Source organism: Paraburkholderia sp. EG304, from assembly GCF_046543485.1.
In the GTDB taxonomy this organism is placed as follows: domain Bacteria; phylum Pseudomonadota; class Gammaproteobacteria; order Burkholderiales; family Burkholderiaceae; genus Paraburkholderia; species Paraburkholderia youngii.
The window spans coordinates 19142-38842 of sequence record NZ_JBKGUA010000042.1; the positions used below are offsets into that span (position 1 = coordinate 19142).

Sequence of the window (19701 nt, forward strand, 5' to 3'; positions counted from 1 at the left end):
CGATGAGTCAGTCGAAGGGCGGGGCGCTGTGGCGGGCAGCGCGCGACGGGGTGGGCGTTGAAACTGGCGCGGGCCTGCCCGCGAAGTCTACGAGCAGGCCCGAGCGAACAATGGCGGCCGTTTCAGCAACGGTGCTGGCCACGATGCTGACGCTCGCGAGCAGCCCCAACGCGTTCGCCACGCAAGCGCCGCAGCCCAGCGGCACCGACATCACCGCATGCACCGCCGCGCCCTGGCCGCGCTGGCAGCAGTTCAAGCGCGATTTCCTTTCTGTCGATGGCCGCGTGATCGACGTCGGTTCGTCCGACGAGCGCACGGTGTCGGAGGGCCAATCGTATGCATTGTTTTTCGCGCTCGTCGCGAACGACCGCCCGGCCTTCGACACGATCCTGCGCTGGACCGAGCAGCATCTCGCGCAAGGCGATCTGACCGCGCGTCTGCCTGCATGGCTGTGGGGCCGCTCGTCCGACGGCAACTGGGCCGTGCTCGACGCGAATGCGTCGTCGGATGCCGACCTGTGGATCGCCTATGCGCTGCTCGAAGCGGGCGACGCGTGGCGCGAGCGCAGCTACACGGCGCGCGGCGCGGTGCTCGCCCGCCGCGTGCTCGACGAGGAAACGGCCAACGCGCCGGGGCTCGGCTTGACCTTGCTGCCGGGCCCGGTCGGCTTTCATCCGGAACCGGACGTGTGGCGCGTCAATCCGAGCTACATGCCGCCGCAGCTGCTGCGCGGCCTCGCTACGCGGCTGCCCGACGATCCGCGCTGGCCGCGTTTGCTCGCGAGCACGCGCCGCATCCTGATCGATACCGCGCCGCATGGCTTCTCGCCGGATTGGGCGTTGTACCGCGCGAACCGCGGCTTCGCACCCGACGCCGAGACCCACGCCGAGAGCGCCTATAACGCGATTCGCGTGTACCTGTGGGCCGGCATGCTCGACCGGCGCGATCCGCTCGCGCCGGCGCTGCTCGCGCGCTTCGCGCCGTTCGCGGACTTCATCGCCGCGCACGGCGCGCCGCCCGAGAAAGTCGACGCGACCAGTGGCCGTGCCGGCATCAACATGGGCAACGCCGGTTTTTCGGCGGCGGCCGTGCCGTTTCTCGATGCGCGCGGCCAGCGCGCGCTTGCCGATGCGCAGATCGCACGCGTCGCCGCGCTCGATCGCGAGTCGGCCGCCGGTTACTACACGAGCGTGCTGAGCCTGTTCGCGCTCGGCTGGCGCGAAGGCCGCTATCGCTTCGCCGCCGACGGCACTCTCGATCCGCACTGGAGCACGTCGTGCAGCGCCGCAGCGCAGTAACGCGCGTGGCGCGCTTCGGCGTGCTCGCGTGCGCATGCGCCGCGGCGATCACGGGTCACGCATACGGCGACACGGGCCAAGCCGAAGCGATGCGCACGACGGCCGCGCGCACGGCTGCCATCGGATCACTGGCGGCGCCCGTTGCTCCGCCAACCATAGCGCCGCCACAAAGCCCCGCCGCGCAACGCCTGCTCGCGACCGCGCGCATGTGGTCGACCAAACATCGCGACGACCTTGCGTTGCAGGCAATCAACAAGGCGCTGCTCGCCGCGCCCGGCGATCCATTGTTGCTCGCCGAGCAGGTGCGCATCGAATTGCGCCTCGGCAAAGCGCAAGCCGCGCAGGCGACGCTCGCACGCTTGCGCGCCGAAGCGCCAGGCAGCGCAGTGATCCAGCAGCTCGACGACGAATTCCGCGTCGCCACCAACGGCCGCGAGGAATTGGCGACCGTGCGTTTGCTCGCGCGTAGCGGCCAGTCCGCCGAAGCGGCGCGGCGTTTGCAACTGCTGTTTCCGCACGGCGCACCGTCGGGCTCGCTCGGCGCCGAGTACTACCAGATTCTCGCGGGTACGCCCGAGGGCCGCGAGCAGGCGCTGGTCGCGCTGCATCGGCGGATCGCCGCCGATCCGTCCGACGTCGGCGCCGCGCTGGTGCTCGCGAATCTGCTGAACACGCGCGGCGATACGCGCGCGGAGGCCAACCGCATCGCGTGGAATCTCGCGACGCGGCCCGACTCCGATCGCACGGCCTCGCTCGACACGTGGCGTCACGTGCTGCAATCGGCGGGTGCGGACCTCGCGTATCTGCCGGCGTTGCGCGCCTATCTGCAACTCGTGCCCGACGACACCGAATTCCGCGAGCGGGTCGCGACGCTCGAAGCGCGCCTCGACGCGCAACGGCAACTCGAACGCAACCCTGACTACATCGCCCAGCAGCGCGGTCTGCAGGCGCTCGAGCGCAACGATCTCGCAGCCGCCGAGCCGCTGCTCGCGCGCGCCGCGAGCGCGCGTCCCGACGATGCCGACGCGGTCGGCGGTCTCGGCATCGCGCGCATGCGGGCCGGGCGGCACGACGAAGCGCGCACGCTGTTTCTGCGCGCGGCCGCGCTCGCGCCCGACAATCGCGCGAAATGGCAGAGCCTCGCGCGCACCGCGCAATTCTGGGGCACGCTCGCGCAAGGCCGCGCGGCCGCCGCGGCGGGCCACGCGCAGGAGTCGGAGCGGGCGGCGCGCGCGGCGCTCGCGATGGAGCCGGACAACGCGGACGCGAAGCTGATGCTCGCCGACGCGCTGCTCGCGCAGCACGACTGGCGCGCGGCCGAGCCGCTGCTGCGCGATATGGTGAGCGGCCATGCGCCGAGCGTGGCGGCGCTGCGCAGCACGCAGACACTCTACGAAAACACCGGCCGCGCGGCGCAGGTCGAGCCGCTGATCGACGCGTTGCAAAGCCGCTTCGCCGCCGACGGTCGCCAGAGCCTCGCTCGTCTGCGCGCCGATCTGCTTGCCAAACAGGCGGACCAGTTGCTCGCCGACGGCGAGCGCGGTCCCGCCGCGCAACGCTATGAAGCCGCCTTGCGCAGCGAGCCCGACGCAGCGTGGACACGTTTCGCGCTCGCGCGTCTGTACCGCGATCTCGGCCTGCCGCAACTCGGCCGCAACGTGATGGACGAGGGTCTCGCGTTCGCGCCATCGGCCGAGATGCGCTATGCGAGCGCGCTTTACCGCAATTCGCTCGATGACCTGAGCGGCGCGCAAGCGGCGCTCGCGCTGATCCCGGAGCAGGAGCGCACCGATGGTATGCGGGCGCTCGATCGCAATCTGCAAACGCAACGAAAGCTTGCCGACGCGCGCGCCGCGTTCGCCAGCGACGATCGCGCAAGCGCGCTCCGCCTGCTCGACGACGCACGCGCTTTGGCCGGCGAAGATCCGAATCTGCTCGCGTCGGTCGGCGCGCAGTGGATCGACGCGGGCGACGCCGGACGCGGCCTCGCGTTGCTGCGCGACTGGATCGATGCGCATCCGGGCGAGGCCGATGCGGACGTGCGGCTGCGTTACGGCGATCTGCTCGGCAGCGCGCGACGCGACACAGAGGTGTCCGCATGGCTACAACAGTTGCGCGACGATCCGCGGCTGAAGCTGGATGCCGCTCAACGCGCGCGCCTCGAGGATCAGGCGCTGCGTGCGGCCTTACGGCAAACCGACGAAGCGATCGATCATGGGGATTACGAAGCGGCCGAGCAGCGACTCGCGGCGGTGAGCTCCGCCGGTCGGCGCGACAAGCGCTACACCCTCGAACTCGCCGATCTGCAGCGCGTGCAGGGCCACTACGCGGCCGCGCGGGCGACGTTGGCGCCACTGCTCGCCGCACAGCCCAACGATGCGCAAGCACAGCTCGCGCTGGCCCGCGTGCTGGAGCAAAGCGGCCAGCGCGGCGCTGCGCTGCGCGTGGTGCACGACGTGCTCGACGGCGCCGCACCCGACGACGTCGACACGCGGCTCTCGGCCGCGCGCCGCCTCGCCGCGTTGAACGAAGCGCGCGACGCGCAGCAGATCACGACGGCACTGCGCGTCGCGTATCCGACGCGGCCGGACGTGACGGTGCAAAGCGGCCGCATCGCCGAAGATCTCGGGCAGTACGAAGATGCCGCTTCGCTGTACCGTTTGTCGCTCGCGCAGGAACGCTCGGCGGGCGTGCGCGCGGGACCCGATGGCACCCCCGCGCGAGCCGCGCTCGACGATCTCGAACAGCGCCGCAATCCGTCGATCGAGACCGGCTGGCTGCCCGCCTATAAGTCCGGCGACGCGGGCATCTCGCAGCTGCGCGCGTGGCAGGTGCCGGTGTACGTGCAGATCCCGTATCGCTACGACGGCCATTTCTTCGCGCACATCGATACCGTGCATCTCGACGCGGGCACGCTGGATGTCAGCGAAGGCAACGCGTTTACGCGCGATACCTTCGGCAGCTTCGGCGCGGCCGACAAGCTCGGCACGTCGCTCGGCCTGTCGCCGCAGCAACTCGCCGCGCTGGCCGCGGGCTTGCCGTATCTGCATCAGTCGGCCACCGGCGTCGCGCTCGGCGCGGGCTACACGTCCGACGCGTGGCGCTTCGACTTCGGCACGACGCCGCTCGGTTTCCCCGTGTCTTATCTCGTCGGCGGCGTGCGCTATCGGTTCGACGCGGGACCGGCGAGCTTTTCGGTCAGCGGCTCGCGCCGTCCGGAAACCGGTAGCCAGTTGTCGTATGCCGGTATGCACGATCCGGTGACCGGCACGGTGTGGGGCGGCGTGCGCCGCGATGGCATCGATCTGCATGCATCGTTCGATCTCGGCACAGCGAACCTGTTCGCCGATCTCGGCGCGGGTGAACTGACGGGGCGCAACGTCGCGAGCAATCAGGAATTCACGCTGCGCACCGGCTTCACGATGCCGGTCTATCGGCGCGCGAATTCACTGGTGAGCACCGGCCTCGTCGGCAATGCGTGGCACTACACGAACAACCTGCGCTTCTATTCGTTCGGGCAGGGCGGCTACTACAGTCCGCAGCGCTATCTTTCGCTCGGCGTGCCGCTCGAATGGCTGGGGCGGCATGGCGCGCTGAAGTGGGATCTGAGCGCGACCGTCGGCGTGTCGAATTCGTACGAGCGGGATTCGCCGTACTACCCGAACGGTCTGCCTGCCGGTCTCGGTGCGGCGCCGGGGCTCGAGAGTCTCGTCAATACGGGCAGCTCGACACGCGGCGTCGCGTTTTCGTACGGGCTCGCGGGCGTGGTCGAGTATCGCGCCGATCCGCATCTGGTGTTGGGCGCGCAGTTGAGCATCGATCGCTCGCACGACTACGCGCCGAGCGCCGCGCTCGTCTATCTGCGCTATACGTTCGATGCGCGCAGGCAGGACAACCGTCTGTCGCCGCAGCCGGTACGACTTTATTCGAGCTATTGAACGGCGATGCAACGAGACCTGGGACAGCAGACGTGAACACCGTTTCGAATCCAATCCAAACTCCCGCGCGCGCTTTCCTGCGACGCTGGCTGCGCAGGTTCGGCGGCACCGGCGCGCAGCGTCGCGCACAGCCGGTCGGCCGTCTCGCGATCGAGGCCTTGCCGGGCGAATGGGCGGCGCTCGAAGCGGGCAAGCTGTATGCGATCTATGCAGCGCCGCGCACGCCAGGCGTCGACACGCTGATCCGGGAAAGCGCGCGTACCGCGCTCACACGCGACGTGACGGTCGTGCTCGCGCGTGAACGCGCGGCCGTTGCCGAGCGTTTGCGCGAGTTGGGCTTCAGCGCCAACGCGCCGGCCGCGGGCTGGCCGCGCAATCTGAACGTGCTCGCGATGCCTGCCGTCGAGGGTGCGCAAGAGTCGGAGCAGCCCGCCGACAGCGCTGCGACGCACGGCAAACTGTTCGGCGGGCTGCGCGCGCTGAAGCGCTTCGGTTTTCGTGCGGGCTCGCTGTATTTCATCGAAGGCGCCGAGCGCTGGTTCAACTGGCACGACGCCGCCGCGCTCGCGCGCGAAGGCCGCATGCTCGCGAACTGGTGCGCGGCACGGCGTATCACGCTGGTGCTGCTGCTCGGCGTCGATGCAAATGGCGACGACGATTCACTCGACATGCGCGGCGCGCCGGATGGCGTCGTCGATGCGTCACGCCGCAACGCGTTCCATGCGGCATGCGCGGGCGTCGCACGGATGGAGCGCACGCACGGCGAGCTGCTGTGGCATGCCGACTTCTGGCGCGCGGATCGCACGCTGGTGACGGGCGAAGTCCGCTCGCTGCGCTTTACCGGGAGTGGCCACCTCAGCGTCGCGCCCGATGCGCTGGCCAGCAGCGTCGCGCGCGGCGAACGCCTGCTCGCGCGCGACGAACAGCGTGTCGTCGTGAGCCGCGCGGTGGTGCGCGGTCACGAGGCGTGGCTGCCGCCGCATTGGGAAGTGTGCGCCGATCAGGCCGCGGTGCTGAGCGCGTGCGCCGATGCGCAGGCCGCGACCGTGGTGCTCGATTACGCGGGCGGCGCGCAGCTCGACGCGTTGTGCGCGACGGTTCATACGCTGCGCCGCGAGGCCGGGCGCGCGCTGAAGATCGTCGTCGTCGAGCGGGGCGAAGTGCTGCGCCATCAATACGAGCTGCTCGTGTTGACGCTCGGTGCGAACCTCGTGCTCGGCCGCGACCTGCCGTTCTCGCGCATGCAGTCGCTGCTGCAGTCGTTGCAGGGGCAACTCCACACGCGGCCGGTCGCCGCCGACTATCGCAGCGCATTGAGTGCCGCGTTGAGCGACGACGTGCGCGGCTATCTGCCGGCCGGAGCGTTCTGCGAGCGCGTGCGCCTCGTGCTCGCACGCAGCGCCGTGCTGCACCTGCCGCATGTGCTCGTGAAGCTGACACTGCTGCCGCAATGCGCGCACGTCGATGCGCTGAAGCACTGCGTGCCGCGCCGCGCGGGCGACGTGCTGACCGTCGACGCATCGCATCTGTACGTGTTCCTGTTCGCCTGCCGGCTTGCCGATGCGGACGCCGCGCTGGCGCGGATCATCGATGTGCCGGTCGAACAGCTCGCCGATTCGCTCGTGCATCTGGCGGAGCAGAGCATCGGCGCCGAACTCGACGCGCTGGACGCAGCCAACCGGCGCAATCGGATCGCCGATTACAGCGATATGTTCGCGGCGTCGATGCGTGATGGCGCGCCTTTGAGCTCGCCGCTCGCCGCAGCCGCAGGCGAAGCCGCACACGTGGCCGCTGTGCAACTTGCGCAGGTGGAAAAGGCGTTGGTTCATGCGCGTGCCGAGTGCGAAGCCGACGCCGCGCCAACGTCTGCGCCAACCCGGCCGAGCGAATCAGCCGAAGCGAAGCCGCTCGCTACTGAGCGCCGCCGAACCCAATCCGTGCCAGCGCGCCGTCGCGCGGAACCCAGCGTGATGCCGGTGCGCGCGAGGAGCATCGAATGATCGAACTGGTTCTGCTGTGTTTCGTGGCCGGCATGGTCGTCGCGCTGCCGGTGTGGATCGTCTGGCAGCGCGTCGGCGCACGGCGCGGTCTCGCGGCCATGCGCGACTTCGATCCGCGCGACGCGGTGCCGTGCGAGATCGAGCCGGTCGCGCTGCGCGCGCGTCTGCTGCCGGCGCTCGACACGACCCCAGACGAGGTGACGCGATGAAAACGATCGCCATCGTCTCGACCGCGGGCGGCACCGGCCGCACCACCTTGACCGCCGTGCTCGCGGTATTGCTCGCGCGCCGCGGCCGCCAGGTCGTCGCGCTCGACTTCGATCCGCAGAACATGCTCGGCGCGCAGCTCGGCATCGACGGTCTCGCGGCGACCGGTCTGTCGCAGGCGCTGCTCGATGCGGACACCGCATGGCATGCCCACACGTGGCGCAACGCGGACGGCGTGCTGTTCGTGCCGTACGGCGCGGTGTCCACCGCGCAAAGCACGCAGTGCGACGCACGCCTCGCCGCCGAGCCGCGCTGGCTCGCCCACGCGCTCGCCGAGCTCGATCTGCCGCGCGATGGTGTCGTGCTGATCGACACCGCGCGCTATCCGTCGCAGCAGGCCGAGCACGCGCTGCGTTGCGCGGACCTCGCGCTGTGCGTGACCCCGCCCGAACCGGCCGCGTGCGCGACGCTGGTCGCGCGGCTCGGAGCGCTGCGCGACGCGTGCGCGCAACTGCGCATCATCGTGAACCGGCTGAACCCCGCGCGCGACATGCAGCGCGACGTGCTGGCGATGCTCGGCGCGGCGCTCGGCGACAAGCTGCCGCTCGCGCAGCGCGTGCATCTCGATGTCGCGTTACCCGAGTCGTTCGCGCGCGGCACGTGGCTGTTCGACGACGCCCCGCATTCGCAGGCGTCGCACGATCTGCAGGGGCTCGCGAATTGGCTCGACGCGTGGCTCACCGACGCCACGGCGCCGCTCGATCGGCGGGACGGCGGGTCATGAGCGAACGGGAAACGCGTTCGTTGCGCACGCGTGCGCTCGACTGGGTCGCGCGCGGCCTTGGCGTGCCCGCCACGCGCACGCCGCTCGACTGGTTCGTGCGGCTGTTCTTCCAGCCGCCCGCGCCGGGCAAGCCCGATTACGCGCGCCGCTGGATGCGCGCGGCCGTGCTGCATGTCGCGCTGCAATGGGGCGTGCTCGAACCGCATCGACTGCGTGCGTGGCTGTGGCGCGCGTTCGTGCGTGCGCCGCGTTCGTCATCGAGAAGCGCGGCGGCGACTGTACGCGCGCTGGCCGCCTGGATCGACCGTTGGCTCGTGCCGCTCTGGCTGCTCGGGCGGCGCGGGCGCGAGCGCGTCGACGCGCTGCTGGCGAGCCTGCCGTGGCAGCGCTGGGGCACGCGGCTCGAAGACGCGACGCAGCGCGTCGGTCATATTCGCTGGCTGCTGCCGTTGATGGTTGTCGCGGGCATCGGTTTGTGGGCGGTGATCGGTACGTCGCCGCTACAGTCCGACGGTCAGTTCGAGTTCTTCGGCGTGCTCGTGATCATCGCGCTGATCGTGCGACGCTTTCCGGGCCGCATGCCGGTGCTGATCCTGACCACGCTCGCGATGCTGGCGATGGTGCGCTACGTGTGGTGGCGCGTCACCCAGACGCTGTCGTTCCAGACGCCGGGGGAGGCGATTCTCGGTTATCTGCTGTTCGGCGCGGAAGCATACACATGGGTGATTCTGCTGCTCGGTTTCGTGCAGACCGCGTGGCCGCTGAAGCGCGCGGTCGCGAAGCTGCCCGCCGACACATCGAGCTGGCCGAGCGTCGACATCTATATCCCCACCTACAACGAACCCCTGGCCGTCGTGCGGTCCACCGTGTTCGCCGCGCAAGGCATCGACTGGCCCGCCGACAAGCTGCGCGTCTATCTGCTCGACGATGGCCGCCGCGACGAATTCAGAGCCTTCGCGCAAGCCTGCGGCATCGGCTATCTGACGCGCGACGACAACCGTCACGCGAAAGCCGGCAACATCAATAGCGCGCTCGGCCGCACACAGGGCGAGTACGTCGCGATCTTCGATTGCGATCACGTGCCGACGCGCTCGTTCCTGCAAACGACGATGGGCACGTTCCTGCGCGACGCGCGCTGCGCGATGGTGCAGACGCCGCATCACTTCTTTTCGCCGGACCCGTTCGAGCGCAACCTCGGCACGTTCCGCCGCGTGCCGAACGAGGGCAATCTGTTCTACGGGCTCGTGCAGTCGGGCAACGATCTGTGGAACGCGTCGTTCTTCTGCGGCTCGTGCGCGATCCTCAAACGCGAAGCGCTCGAGGAAGTGGGCGGCATCGCGGTGGAGACCGTCACCGAAGACGCGCACACCGCGCTCAAGCTGCACCGGCGCGGCTATTCGACCGCCTATCTGCCGACCGTGCAGGCCGCCGGTCTCGCGACTGAAAGCCTCGCGGGCCACATCCAGCAGCGCACGCGCTGGGCGCGCGGCATGGCGCAGATCTTTCGCATCGACAATCCGTTCATCGGCCGCGGGCTGGGCTTTTTCCAGCGGCTCTGCTACGGCAACGCGATGCTGCATTTCTTCTACGGCGTGCCGCGGCTCGTATTCCTGACGATGCCGATGGCGTACCTGTTCTTCCAGATGTACTTCATCAACGCATCGGCGACGACGATCGCCGGATTCGTGCTGCCGTACATCGTGCTCGCGAACATCGCGAACTCGCGCATGCAAGGCAAGTACCGTCACTCGTTCTGGGCCGAGGTCTACGAGTCGGTGCTTGCGTGGTACATCGTGCTGCCGACCACGATCGCGTTCTTCAGCCCGAAGCACGGCAAGTTCAACGTGACTGACAAGGGCGGGCGCATCGGCGAGGGCTACTTCGACTGGTCGACGTCGAAGCCGTATCTGGTGCTGCTCGCACTGAACAGCGGCGCGCTCGCAGCCGGCGTGTACCGGCTGATGTTCGGGCAAAGCGGCGAAACGGCGACGATCCTGATGAACGTGTTCTGGACGCTCTACAACCTCGTGATGCTCGGCGCGGCCTCGAGCGTTGCGCGCGAGGCGAAGCAGGTGCGCGTCACACATCGCATCGCGATGCGCGCGGCGGCGACGCTGCTGCTCGCGGACGGCACGACGCTCGCCTGCACGACCAGCGACTATTCGACCGGCGGCCTCGGTCTCGATATCGAGCCGGGATTGAATCTGGCGCCGGGCGACAGTCTCGGCGTGTGCCTGAGCCGCGGCGATCGCCAGTTCCATTTTCCGGTGTACGTGAGCCGCTGCGTCGGCCGGCACCTCGGCGTGCGCTTCGACGGTCTCACGCTCGAACAGGAACGGCAACTCGTGCAATGCACGTTCGGCCGCGCCGACGCGTGGCTCGACTGGCATGAGCAAACCAGCGAGGACGCGCCGCTGCGCGGTTTGAAGGAAGTGCTCGCGATGGGCGTCGAAGGCTATTCGCGACTGTGGGGCGGGCTCGCGCGTGCCTGCGAGACGCTGCTCGCGCTCGACCGCACCCGCTATTGATACAGCCTGCGCGCATCGTGTCGTGCGCAGGCCAATGAGAGAACCTGTCGATGACTTTGTGGAACCTGTACTTCATCCTCAAGCTGTACCTGTTCGCGGGCGGCCATCTGCAGCCGCTATGGCTCGCGAATCTCGGCTTCGCGCTCGCGCTCGTCGTGACTTCGACGCTGCGCCGGCGCGCGCTGCGCATCATGCGCAACCTGGCCGGTCTCGCGCTCGGCATACCGCTGATGTACCACGAGGCGAACGTGCCGCCGTTCTCGCGTCTGACCGAGGAGTTCGGCAATCTGACCACGTTCAGCTACGGCTACTGGCTGGAACTGGCGCAGCGCTTCCTGCCACCGATGCTGCTGCTCGCCGCGCTCGGCGCGCTCGTCGGCTATCTGATCGTGAATCGCTGGGTGCGCGTCGCGACCTTCGTGCTGATCGCGCTGGTCGCGATTCCGCTGTGGCACGAGGGCGGGGTGGTGCTGGCGCAATTGCGTGGAGCGTCGGCGAGCGCAGCGGCGAATGCCGGCGCGAATGGAGCGAACAACCCGCTCGCCGCGCAGCCGCTCGACCATAATGCCGCGCTTGCCGCGTTCCGCACGCAGGAGTCGCAACGGCAGGTCAGCTTCGGCCATCTGGCCGCCGATCCGAACGCGCAGTTCGACGTGATCGTGCTGCACATCTGCTCGCTGTCGTGGGACGACCTCGATGTCGCGAAGGCGCGCAATCACCCGCTGCTGTCCCACTTCGACTATCTGTTCACGAACTTCAGCACCGCGGCGAGCTATAGCGGGCCGGCCGCGATTCGCGTGCTGCGCGCAAGCTGCGGACAGCAGGCGCACTCGGACCTGTACAAGAACGCGCCGCAGCAGTGCTATCTGCTCGCCGATCTCGCGCAGGCCGGCTACACGCCGCAGACGATGCTGAACCACGACGGTCACTTCGACAACTTCCTGGAACTGATCCACGACAACGCCGGCATGCCGAACGTACCGCTGATTCCGAACACGAGCGTGCCGGTCGCGATGCATGCGTTCGACGGCTCGCCGATTCGCGACGACTACGAGACGCTCGCCGCGTGGTACGCGCAGCGCGCGAGCATCGCGGGGCCGGTCGCGCTGTACTACAACACGATCAGCCTGCACGACGGCAACCGGCTGCCGAATAGCAGCCTGACGAGTATCGATTCGTATCCGCTGCGCGTGAACAAGCTGATGAGCGACTTCGACCGCTTCGCCGATTTGATCGCATCGTCCGGGCGGCGCGCGGTGATCGTGTTCGTGCCCGAGCACGGCGCGGCGCTGCGCGGCGACACGAACCAGGTCGCGGGCCTGCGCGAGATTCCGACGCCGCGCATCGTGCACGGGCCGGTCGGCGTGCGCGTGGTCGGCTTCCAGGGCAATCATGGGCCGACCACGGTGATCGACGATCCGTCGAGCTTCCTCGCGCTCGCGCAGCTATTGTCGAATCTCGTGTCGAACAGCCCGTTCAAGCCGGGTGTGAGCCTGTCGCAGTACGCTACGAATCTGCCGCAAACGCAGATGGTCGGCGAAAACGAGGGGACGGTGACGATGAAGACCGCGTCCGGCTATGTGGTGAAGACGCCGGACGGCGTGTGGGTGGACGGCAAATGACGAACGCGCGCAATACGTCGAAAAACACTACGCGCGGCTGGCCTTTCGACGATATCAGCGGCCTCGCGCTGCGTCTGCCGGAGCTCGAGGCGGGCCGCTATTTCGATGCCCAGGCGAAGGAAGCTTACGAGCAGTCGCTGCTGAAGTGGCCGGTGCTCGCGCGGCTGATGAATCTCGTGCCGCGCGACGAAGCCGAAGCGCAGGCCGCGCAACATGCGCGGCAAGAATCGGGCGTGGAATAAGGCCCGCGTCGAACGCTCAACGCAACTGCGTGACCGCCAGCAGCAACACCATGCTGCCGATCGCGCCATCCAGCACACGCCACGCGGTCGCGCGGCGAAACAGCGGCGCAAGCATGCGCGCGCCATAGCCGAGCGCAACGAACCACACCGCGCTGACGGTCATCGCGCCGAGCGCGAAGGCGACCCGCGCGCCTTGCGGTTCACGCGCGCCGGCCGTGCCGATCAACAGGAACGTGTCCAGATAGACGTGCGGATTGAGCCACGTGAACGCGAGCGTCATCAGGATGATCGGCAGCGCGCGTTGCGTGGCAGGGGCTTGATCGGCGGATGCGCCGCCCGAACCGTCGAGCACTGCGTGTCCCGGCCGTACCGCACGGCGCAGCGCGCTGATGCCGAACCAGGCGAGATACGCGAGCCCGACGTAGAGCATCGCGTGCACGAGGCGCGGGTAGCGCTCCATCAGCGCCGCGGCGCCGCCGACACCCGCGCCGATCAGAATGAAATCCGACAACGTGCACAACAGCACGATCTTGCCGACGTGCGAGCGCATGATGCCCTGCCGCAGCACGAACGCATTCTGCGCGCCGATCGTCACGATCAGTGATGCGCACAGCGCCGCGCCGTGGGAGAAAGACAGCCAGTTCATAAATGGTCCGAAAAATGTAAGCAATGGGGATAGACGGAATATTCCAGCCGCGCTAGTCTGCGTGATTGCGGCACATAAGAGAACCTAATTTATTTAATGCTGATTAAGGAACGCTAATGCTCGACTACGCCTTGCTCGATGCGCTGGCCGCCGTGGTCCGCCACGGCTCGTTCGACCGTGCTGCAAGCGAGCTGAATATCACTGCGTCCGCGGTGTCGCAGCGGGTCAAGCTGCTCGAGGAGCGCGTCGGCAGCGTGCTGGTGAAGCGCGGTCAGCCGTGCGTCGCGACGACCTCGGGCGCGCTGCTGTGCCGCCATACCGAGCGCGTGCAGTTGCTCGAAGCGGAGCTGAACGGCCGCCTGCCGACACTGCCCGGCGCGCTCGTCGAGCAGTGGCCGGCGCTGCGCGTCGCCGTCAACGACGACAGCGTCGGCACCTGGTTCATCGACGCGGTCGCGCCGTTCTGCGTCGAACGCGAGATGCTGCTCGACCTCGTGATCGACGACCAGGATTACACCGCGCAGCGCATCCGCGACGGCAGCGTGCAGGGCGCGATCACGACGCAGGCCGAACCGGTGCAGGGCTGCCGCTCGACGCGGCTTGGCCGCATGCGATACCTCGCGGTGTGCTCACCGGCGTTTTTCGCGCGCTATTTCGCCGACGGCGTCACGCGCGACAGCCTGCGGCGCACGCCGTGCGTCGACTTCAATCCGAAAGATCAGCTGCAAAAGCGCTTCATGCGGCGCATCACGCGCGCGGAGATCGATCCGCCGCTGCACTGGATTCCGCACGTGGCCGGCTTCATGCGCGCGTGCGTGATGGGCCTCGGCTGGGGTATGTGCCCCGAGCGGATGGTCGCCGGGCATCTGCAGCGCGGCGAACTGGTCGAAGTCGCGCCGGGCAAGCATATCGACGTCGATCTGTACTGGCAGAGCTGGCGGCTGTCGATCGGCTGGCTCGACGATTTCAGCGCGATGCTCAGGAAGCGGGCGGGCGAGTTTCTCGATTGATTACGCGGCGGTGCCGCATGCAGAAATGCGGGAGCCGCTATAGCATCAGCTCGATCGAATGAAACAGCCGGCGCTGTTCGGGGTCCGCGAGCGCGCGCTTTCGTCGATCGTCTCGCGCAGGCAGTCGAGAAAGCAGGTGGAGTTTTTCGAAGGCCTGCTCGCGGTCGTGCAGCCGCGTCTGCGCGACGGCAGCCTCGATTTTTCGATCGGTCGGCCGCCGCCCGCGTCGCCGCAGTCGGAGTTTCAGAACGCGCCGCTCTTTTCGACGCACGCGGCGGTGGTCGCGCGGCGCGACCATCCGAAGGCCGGATGCCGCACGCTGCTCGACCTGCAGAACGAGGAATGGATCCTCAACTGGGACCCGGCGAGCCGCGAGTCGATGTCGAACAATCTGTTCGTCAAGCGCGGCATGCGGGTGCCACAAACGATCGTGCTAGCGCATTCGCTCGCGATCGTGCTGGGACTGCTCGCGCACACGGACATGGTCAGCATTTTTCCGTGGCCGCTCGTCGAGGCGATACGCGCGAAGGAGAACCTGTGGGCGCTGCCGCTGCGCGAAACGCTCGACGAAACCATCATCAGCATCACGTCGCGGCGCGGGGCGCCGACGAGCCCGGCGGCCGCTGCACGTCCGGCATCCGCTCGCGAAATCGCCGCACGGCGGGCGGCAGAAATGTCAGCGCGACCCACGGCGTGACGCCGATCGACAGCTTGCCGGCCGCGGCTCCGCGCAATGCCTCGATCTCGGCTTGCGCGCGCTGCAACTGGCCGAGCACGAGCCGCGCATGCACGACGAGCGCGCGGCCGAACTCGGTGAATGCGACGCCGCTCGCGCTGCGCACGATCAGCGGCGCATGCAGATCGGCTTCGAGTTCGCGCATCGCCTTGGTCACGGCGGCCGGCGACAGCCGCAGCGAGCGGGCGGCGGCCCGGATACTTCCGGTATCCGCGATCGCGGCCAAGGTATTGAGTTGATGCAGTTTCATGCGAATCAGGAGTATGAAAGGGGGCAACCGGTGGTTGGCACCCGCAACGATTCTACGCCTGCCTCTCGAAATTCGGCGCGGCTATGCTCGGTTCACGCTGACATGGAGACAGACGGCATGAACACGATGGTCATTCCGGCGGGCATCGCCGAAATCGAAGAAGAAATGATCGCGCTGCGACACAGCATCCACGCGCACCCGGAGCTCGCCTACGAGGAGTTCGCGACCAGCGATCTGGTCGCCGAGCGTCTGCGGGAGTGGGGCTACAGCGTGCATCGCGGCATGGGGCAAACCGGCGTGGTCGGTCAACTAAAGCTCGGCCACGGCACGCGCCGGCTCGGCCTGCGCGCCGACATGGACGCGCTGCCGATTCAGGAAACCACCGGCCTGCCGTACGCGAGCAAGCTGCCCGGCAAGATGCACGCATGCGGTCACGACGGCCACACGGCGATGCTGCTCGCCGCCGCCAGGCATCTGGCGCATGAAAAGAGTTTCGACGGCACGCTGAATCTGATCTTCCAGCCGGCCGAGGAAGGGCTTGCCGGCGCGAAGAAAATGCTCGACGACGGCCTGTTCGAGCAGTTTCCCTGCGACGCCGTGTTCGCGATGCACAACATGCCGGGCTTCCCTGCGGCCAAGCTGGGCTTTATGGCGGGGTCGTTCATGGCGTCGTCGGATACGGTGATCATCAAGGTGATCGGCCGTGGCGGTCATGGCGCGGTGCCGCACAAGGCGGTCGATCCGGTCGTCGTGTGCGCGCAGATCGTGCTCGCGCTGCAGTCCATCGTGTCGCGCAATATCGCGCCGCTCGATATGTCGATCATCACGGTCGGCGCGATTCATGCCGGCGAAGCGCCGAACGTGATTCCCGAGACCGCCGAGATGCGCCTGTCGGTGCGCGCGCTGCGGACCGAGGTCCGCGACCATCTGCAGCAGCGCATCATCGAGGTCGCGACCGGCCAGGCGGCCGTGTTCGGCGCGCGCGCCGAGGTCGACTATCAGCGCCGCTACCCGGTGCTCGTCAACGATGCGGCCATGACCGCGCTCGCGCGCCAGGTTGCGCTCGATTGGCTCGGCGAAGACGGTCTGATTCGCGACATGCAGCCGCTGACCGGCAGCGAGGACTTCGCGTTCCTGCTCGAACGCTGCGCGGGCAGCTATCTGATCATCGGCAATGGTGACGGCGAGGGCGGCTGCATGGTCCATAACCCCGGCTACGACTTCAACGACGCTTGCCTCGCGACCGGCGCGGCCTACTGGGTCAAGCTCGCGCAGACGTTCCTCGTTTGACGCGGCGGCGCGCGAGCGCGTTGCCCTGGCAGCACCAGGATAATGATGGAGACACAGATGGACTATTCCGCCACACCGCGGCCCGCGAGCGCCAACGGACTCGATGCGCTCGATACGCAGCGCGTAGCCGATCAGCCTCAAAAGCGCGTCGGCCACGCAAAGGCGATCGCCGCGATCACGCTCGGCAACGGCCTCGAGTTTTTCGACTTCACGATCTACAGCTTCTTCGCGACGATCATCGGCAAGCTGTATTTCCCGGTCGAGGGTCAACTCGTGCAACTGATGCTCGCGGTCGGCACGTTCGGCGTCGGCTTCATCATGCGGCCGGTGGGCGGCATCGTGCTGGGCGGCTACGCGGACCGCGCGGGACGCAAGGCCGCGATGAGCCTGACGCTGTGGCTGATGACGCTCGGTTCCGGGATCATCGCGTTCGCGCCGACCTATGCGGCGATCGGCGTCGCGGCGCCGCTGCTCGTGATTCTCGCGCGGCTGATCCAGGGCTTTGCGCTGGGCGGCGAGGTGGGCGCATCGACGGCGCTGCTGCTCGAATACGGCAGCGATCGCACGCGTGGCTTCTACGGCAGCTGGCAGTTCGTGAGCCAGGGGATGAACACGGTGGTGGGGTCGCTGCTCGGCGTCGCGTTGGCCGCGACGCTGTCGCCGGCCGCGCTCGAAAGCTGGGGCTGGCGCGTGCCGTTCGTGATCGGCATGGCGATGGGGCCGATCGGCATCTATATCCGGCGGCATCTCGACGAGACGCTGCCGGGCGTCGAAGCTTCACAGCCCGCTTCACAGTCCGCTTCACAGCCCGCTTCACAAACTCCGTCGCTGCCGGTCCGCGACCTGTTCCGCGACCACGCACGCTCGATCACGACCGGCGTGCTGACGACGATCGGCGGCACCGCGGCGAACTACATCGTGCTGTTCTATCTGTCGACGTACGCGATCCGCATCCTGCATCTGCCGATGGCGACCGCGCTGTGGGCTGCGTGGACCGGCGCGGTCGTCACGGTGATCTGCTCGCCGTTCGCGGGCGCGCTGTCCGATCGTGTCGGCCGCAAACGCGTGCTGTGGGTATCGCGCGTGTTGCTGATTCTCGCCGTCTATCCGGCGTTCATGACGATCAATGCGTCGCCGACGGTGCCGGTGCTGCTCGCGGCGGTCGCGGGCCTCGCGCTGCTCGTCACGTTCACCGCGGTGCCGAACATCGTGATGCTGCCCGAGCTGTTTCCGCGCGCGATTCGCGCGACCGGCATGTCGATCGTGTACTGCCTCGGCGTGTCGATTTTCGGTGGCTTCGCGCAGTTCTTCGCGACCTGGCTGATCCAGGTTTCGGGCAGCAATCTCGCGCCGGCGTGGTATCTGATCGGCTGCGGCGTCGTGTCGTTGCTGCCGTTGCCGTTCATGCGCGAGACCGCGGGCAGGGCGATCGATTGACGTGACGGGGACTGCGGTCGGCTGCAAAAAGAGGCGTGATTATTTCGATCGCGCCTCTTTTGTCATTTGCACCGCGGTGTCAATACGAACGCCGCGCATCACCGGTGAATTCGTGACCTGCTCGTTTGTTTGCGACCGGACTACGACGGGCCGCCCGCGTCCGCCCTGACCCTGTTGCGCTCCAGTCTCATGTACAGGTTAGCGACGCAGATACCGAAGACGATGTGAACGAACAGGCTGGCGCCGTTGCGCGCTTCTGCAAACCACGGAAAAAACTGTGTCATGCCGTAGAAATTGATCAGGTAAACGACTACAGCGAAAGCGCCGCCCGCCAGTGAAGCCATTCCCATGCTCGAGTCAAGCTTGAATGACGTCATGATCAGACCGAGGATAAGCGCCAATACGATGGCAAGGCCAAAATGCACGACAAAGGCCGCGAGCACGATGCCAATTGAGAATGATTGCGGCGATTGCAATGCGCCTCGTCCCAGCATGATCGCGGCGACCATGCGTGGGGGCTCCAGCAGACTTCCGCCCGTCATCACTGCCATCAGGACAACTCCTAACGCCAGGAACACAGCCCCCGCGATGACGCCTGCCAGCACGGCTGCCCGCCAGTCGGGCAGGCCGTGTGTGAATTGATGGGAACCCATGTGAAGTTGCACGATTTTTCTCCCGATTGATTCGGATAATTCATTCTAGTTCTCCGTGTCACGAGATTGATAGCGCCGCGTGACTATCGTCGGCCCGAGGAATGATCTTCGTGCTGGCGACCACGTGGCGTGCAGTCGTGTCAGCGGATCGATAATTAATCTTTTAACCCGCAGTGGAGGATCAAATGGCTGTGAAATCGAAAGCACAACAGCTGGCTGCCGGGATCGCGCTATGGCGCTGGAATTCGCCTCGATGTCTGCTTTCGGCAACGGCCGCAAGCGTATCCGTTAGGTGTGCGCGAAAGTGATCAACCAGAACGGCGGCAAAGGCGTAGTGTTACATAGCGGACTGCTCAGAGTGGACGGAATGGAACCCGATCGCGGCACCATGGCTAGTCCCAGTGCGTGCCACCGCGTGCACCTTTGCCTCGGCACGGGTGAGGTGGGGCGGCATAGTCTGCTACCGCTAGTCAATGATGGAAGGAGGCCAAATGTCACTCATCGTCGCAGCACGCTTTACGACATTCCCCGCCGCTGAAGACGCGGTGCAACGGCTCTTCAATGCCGGTTTCGTCGAGGAGGACGTCACCCTGTTTTTCGTCAATCCGCCCGGCCAGCACGCACGTTTTCAGCCCGGCGGTGGTACCAGCACCGACGCAAACGCGAGAGAGGCGCCGAAGGGTGCCGAGATAGGCGTCACGATTGGCGCAGCGGTTGGCGCCGTGCTCGGCGTCGGGATCTTCGCGGTGTTTTCGGCGCCGCTCATCGTGTCGCTGATCGCAGCCGGGGTGAGTGCGTATGTCGGTGCATTGGTCGGCGCGATGATGCGCACGCAGGAAGCCAGCGACGAAGAAATCCGTGGTTCCGGTGTGCTGGTGGCCGTACACGTGTCGCCGGACAACCAGTTGGACGCCGCACGGGTGCTGCGCGATGCGGGAGGCGCGGCGATCGAACGCGCGACCGGCAACTGGCAACAAGGGCGGTGGGCCGACTTCGATCCGCTCAAGCAGCCTGTGCCGCTCAGCGAATTCAGTGAGAAGCACGCCTGATTCGAAGGTGT

The 19701-nt window shown here is 67.4% G+C and carries 15 protein-coding genes and 1 pseudogene; 13 read left to right on the plus strand and 3 right to left on the minus strand.

Going from position 1 to position 19701, the window contains the following annotated elements; translation table 11 throughout:
* The first annotated feature begins 2 nt into the window (after positions 1 to 2).
* The 8 genes from bcsZ to ACLFKU_RS32795 are packed head-to-tail and all read left to right on the plus strand — an operon-like array spanning position 3 to position 12619.
* Positions 3 to 1298 carry a cellulose synthase complex periplasmic endoglucanase BcsZ gene (bcsZ, locus tag ACLFKU_RS32760; protein WP_410851882.1) on the plus strand — a complete coding sequence of 432 codons (1296 nt, stop codon included), beginning with the start codon at positions 3 to 5 and terminating at the stop codon, positions 1296 to 1298.
* The gene (locus ACLFKU_RS32765; RefSeq protein WP_410851883.1) at positions 1277 to 5236 is read left to right on the plus strand and encodes a cellulose synthase subunit BcsC-related outer membrane protein; all 3960 of its coding nucleotides are present in this window, start codon (positions 1277 to 1279) and stop codon (positions 5234 to 5236) included. The genes bcsZ and ACLFKU_RS32765 overlap by 22 nt, the downstream gene beginning before the upstream one ends.
* 32 nt (positions 5237 to 5268) lie before the next feature.
* Positions 5269 to 7236, plus strand: a complete 1968-nt coding sequence (gene bcsE, locus ACLFKU_RS32770; RefSeq protein ID WP_410851884.1) for a cellulose biosynthesis protein BcsE — start codon at positions 5269 to 5271, stop codon at positions 7234 to 7236.
* Positions 7233 to 7445 carry a hypothetical protein gene (locus ACLFKU_RS32775; RefSeq protein ID WP_410851885.1) on the plus strand — a complete coding sequence of 71 codons (213 nt, stop codon included), beginning with the start codon at positions 7233 to 7235 and terminating at the stop codon, positions 7443 to 7445. The genes bcsE and ACLFKU_RS32775 overlap by 4 nt, the downstream gene beginning before the upstream one ends.
* Entirely contained in the window at positions 7442 to 8227 is a 786-nt protein-coding gene (gene bcsQ, locus ACLFKU_RS32780; RefSeq protein WP_368587500.1) for a cellulose biosynthesis protein BcsQ, read from the plus strand. The genes ACLFKU_RS32775 and bcsQ overlap by 4 nt, the downstream gene beginning before the upstream one ends.
* On the plus strand, positions 8224 to 10755 hold the full coding sequence (gene bcsA / locus ACLFKU_RS32785; RefSeq protein ID WP_410851886.1) for a UDP-forming cellulose synthase catalytic subunit: 2532 nt from the start codon (positions 8224 to 8226) through the stop codon (positions 10753 to 10755). Before bcsQ ends, bcsA begins: the two co-directional genes overlap by 4 nt.
* A gap of 50 nt (positions 10756 to 10805) precedes the next feature.
* On the plus strand, positions 10806 to 12377 hold the full coding sequence (gene bcsG, locus ACLFKU_RS32790; RefSeq protein WP_410851887.1) for a cellulose biosynthesis protein BcsG: 1572 nt from the start codon (positions 10806 to 10808) through the stop codon (positions 12375 to 12377).
* Entirely contained in the window at positions 12374 to 12619 is a 246-nt protein-coding gene (locus ACLFKU_RS32795) for a hypothetical protein (protein ID WP_368587497.1), read from the plus strand. The genes bcsG and ACLFKU_RS32795 overlap by 4 nt, the downstream gene beginning before the upstream one ends.
* A 16-nt stretch (positions 12620 to 12635) precedes the next feature.
* Here ACLFKU_RS32795 and ACLFKU_RS32800 read toward each other — a convergent pair whose 3' ends face one another.
* Entirely contained in the window at positions 12636 to 13265 is a 630-nt protein-coding gene (locus ACLFKU_RS32800) for a LysE/ArgO family amino acid transporter (RefSeq protein ID WP_410851888.1), read from the minus strand.
* 116 nt (positions 13266 to 13381) lie between these two features.
* On the opposite strand from ACLFKU_RS32800, the gene ACLFKU_RS32805 reads away from it, so the two are divergent.
* Both ACLFKU_RS32805 and ACLFKU_RS32810 read left to right on the plus strand, forming a co-directional pair.
* Positions 13382 to 14275, plus strand: coding sequence for a LysR family transcriptional regulator ArgP (locus tag ACLFKU_RS32805; protein ID WP_410851889.1), 894 nt, complete (start codon positions 13382 to 13384; stop codon positions 14273 to 14275).
* 58 nt (positions 14276 to 14333) lie between these two features.
* The gene (locus tag ACLFKU_RS32810; RefSeq protein WP_410851890.1) at positions 14334 to 14972 is read left to right on the plus strand and encodes a LysR substrate-binding domain-containing protein; all 639 of its coding nucleotides are present in this window, start codon (positions 14334 to 14336) and stop codon (positions 14970 to 14972) included.
* Here ACLFKU_RS32810 and ACLFKU_RS32815 read toward each other — a convergent pair.
* Positions 14899 to 15261: pseudogene (locus ACLFKU_RS32815) on the minus strand (LysR family transcriptional regulator); the annotation flags it as partial. The gene ACLFKU_RS32810 and the pseudogene ACLFKU_RS32815 sit on opposite strands and share 74 nt — an antisense overlap.
* A 117-nt stretch (positions 15262 to 15378) precedes the next feature.
* Here ACLFKU_RS32815 and ACLFKU_RS32820 point away from each other — a divergent pair.
* Positions 15379 to 16551: a M20 aminoacylase family protein gene (locus ACLFKU_RS32820; RefSeq protein ID WP_410851891.1), complete on the plus strand. Its 1173-nt coding sequence runs from the start codon at positions 15379 to 15381 to the stop codon at positions 16549 to 16551.
* Between the two features lie 57 nt (positions 16552 to 16608).
* Complete coding sequence (locus tag ACLFKU_RS32825) at positions 16609 to 17988, plus strand: MFS transporter (protein WP_410851892.1); 1380 nt, start codon at positions 16609 to 16611, stop codon at positions 17986 to 17988.
* A 140-nt stretch (positions 17989 to 18128) separates the two neighbouring features.
* Here the strand turns inward: ACLFKU_RS32825 and ACLFKU_RS32830 are convergent, their stop codons facing one another.
* On the minus strand, positions 18129 to 18641 hold the full coding sequence (locus ACLFKU_RS32830; RefSeq protein WP_152852245.1) for a hypothetical protein: 513 nt from the start codon (positions 18639 to 18641) through the stop codon (positions 18129 to 18131).
* 491 nt (positions 18642 to 19132) lie between these two features.
* On the opposite strand from ACLFKU_RS32830, the gene ACLFKU_RS32835 reads away from it, so the two are divergent.
* On the plus strand, positions 19133 to 19690 hold the full coding sequence (locus ACLFKU_RS32835; protein ID WP_176378067.1) for a glycine zipper domain-containing protein: 558 nt from the start codon (positions 19133 to 19135) through the stop codon (positions 19688 to 19690).
* The last annotated feature ends 11 nt before the right edge of the window (positions 19691 to 19701 follow it).

Bases quoted from the DNA above. Each gene is read 5' to 3' on its own strand.
- bcsZ (WP_410851882.1), top strand. From the start codon at position 3: ATGAGTCAGTCGAAGGGCGGGGCGCTGTGGCGGGCAGCGCGCGACGGG.
- ACLFKU_RS32775 (WP_410851885.1), top strand. From the start codon at position 7,233: ATGATCGAACTGGTTCTGCTGTGTTTCGTGGCCGGCATGGTCGTCGCG.
- bcsQ (WP_368587500.1), top strand. From the start codon at position 7,442: ATGAAAACGATCGCCATCGTCTCGACCGCGGGCGGCACCGGCCGCACC.
- bcsA (WP_410851886.1), top strand. From the start codon at position 8,224: ATGAGCGAACGGGAAACGCGTTCGTTGCGCACGCGTGCGCTCGACTGG.
- bcsG (WP_410851887.1), top strand. From the start codon at position 10,806: ATGACTTTGTGGAACCTGTACTTCATCCTCAAGCTGTACCTGTTCGCG.
- ACLFKU_RS32795 (WP_368587497.1), top strand. From the start codon at position 12,374: ATGACGAACGCGCGCAATACGTCGAAAAACACTACGCGCGGCTGGCCT.
- ACLFKU_RS32800 (WP_410851888.1), bottom strand. From the start codon at position 13,265: ATGAACTGGCTGTCTTTCTCCCACGGCGCGGCGCTGTGCGCATCACTG.
- ACLFKU_RS32805 (WP_410851889.1), top strand. From the start codon at position 13,382: ATGCTCGACTACGCCTTGCTCGATGCGCTGGCCGCCGTGGTCCGCCAC.
- ACLFKU_RS32810 (WP_410851890.1), top strand. From the start codon at position 14,334: ATGAAACAGCCGGCGCTGTTCGGGGTCCGCGAGCGCGCGCTTTCGTCG.
- ACLFKU_RS32820 (WP_410851891.1), top strand. From the start codon at position 15,379: ATGAACACGATGGTCATTCCGGCGGGCATCGCCGAAATCGAAGAAGAA.
- ACLFKU_RS32825 (WP_410851892.1), top strand. From the start codon at position 16,609: ATGGACTATTCCGCCACACCGCGGCCCGCGAGCGCCAACGGACTCGAT.
- ACLFKU_RS32830 (WP_152852245.1), bottom strand. From the start codon at position 18,641: ATGGGTTCCCATCAATTCACACACGGCCTGCCCGACTGGCGGGCAGCC.
- ACLFKU_RS32835 (WP_176378067.1), top strand. From the start codon at position 19,133: ATGTCACTCATCGTCGCAGCACGCTTTACGACATTCCCCGCCGCTGAA.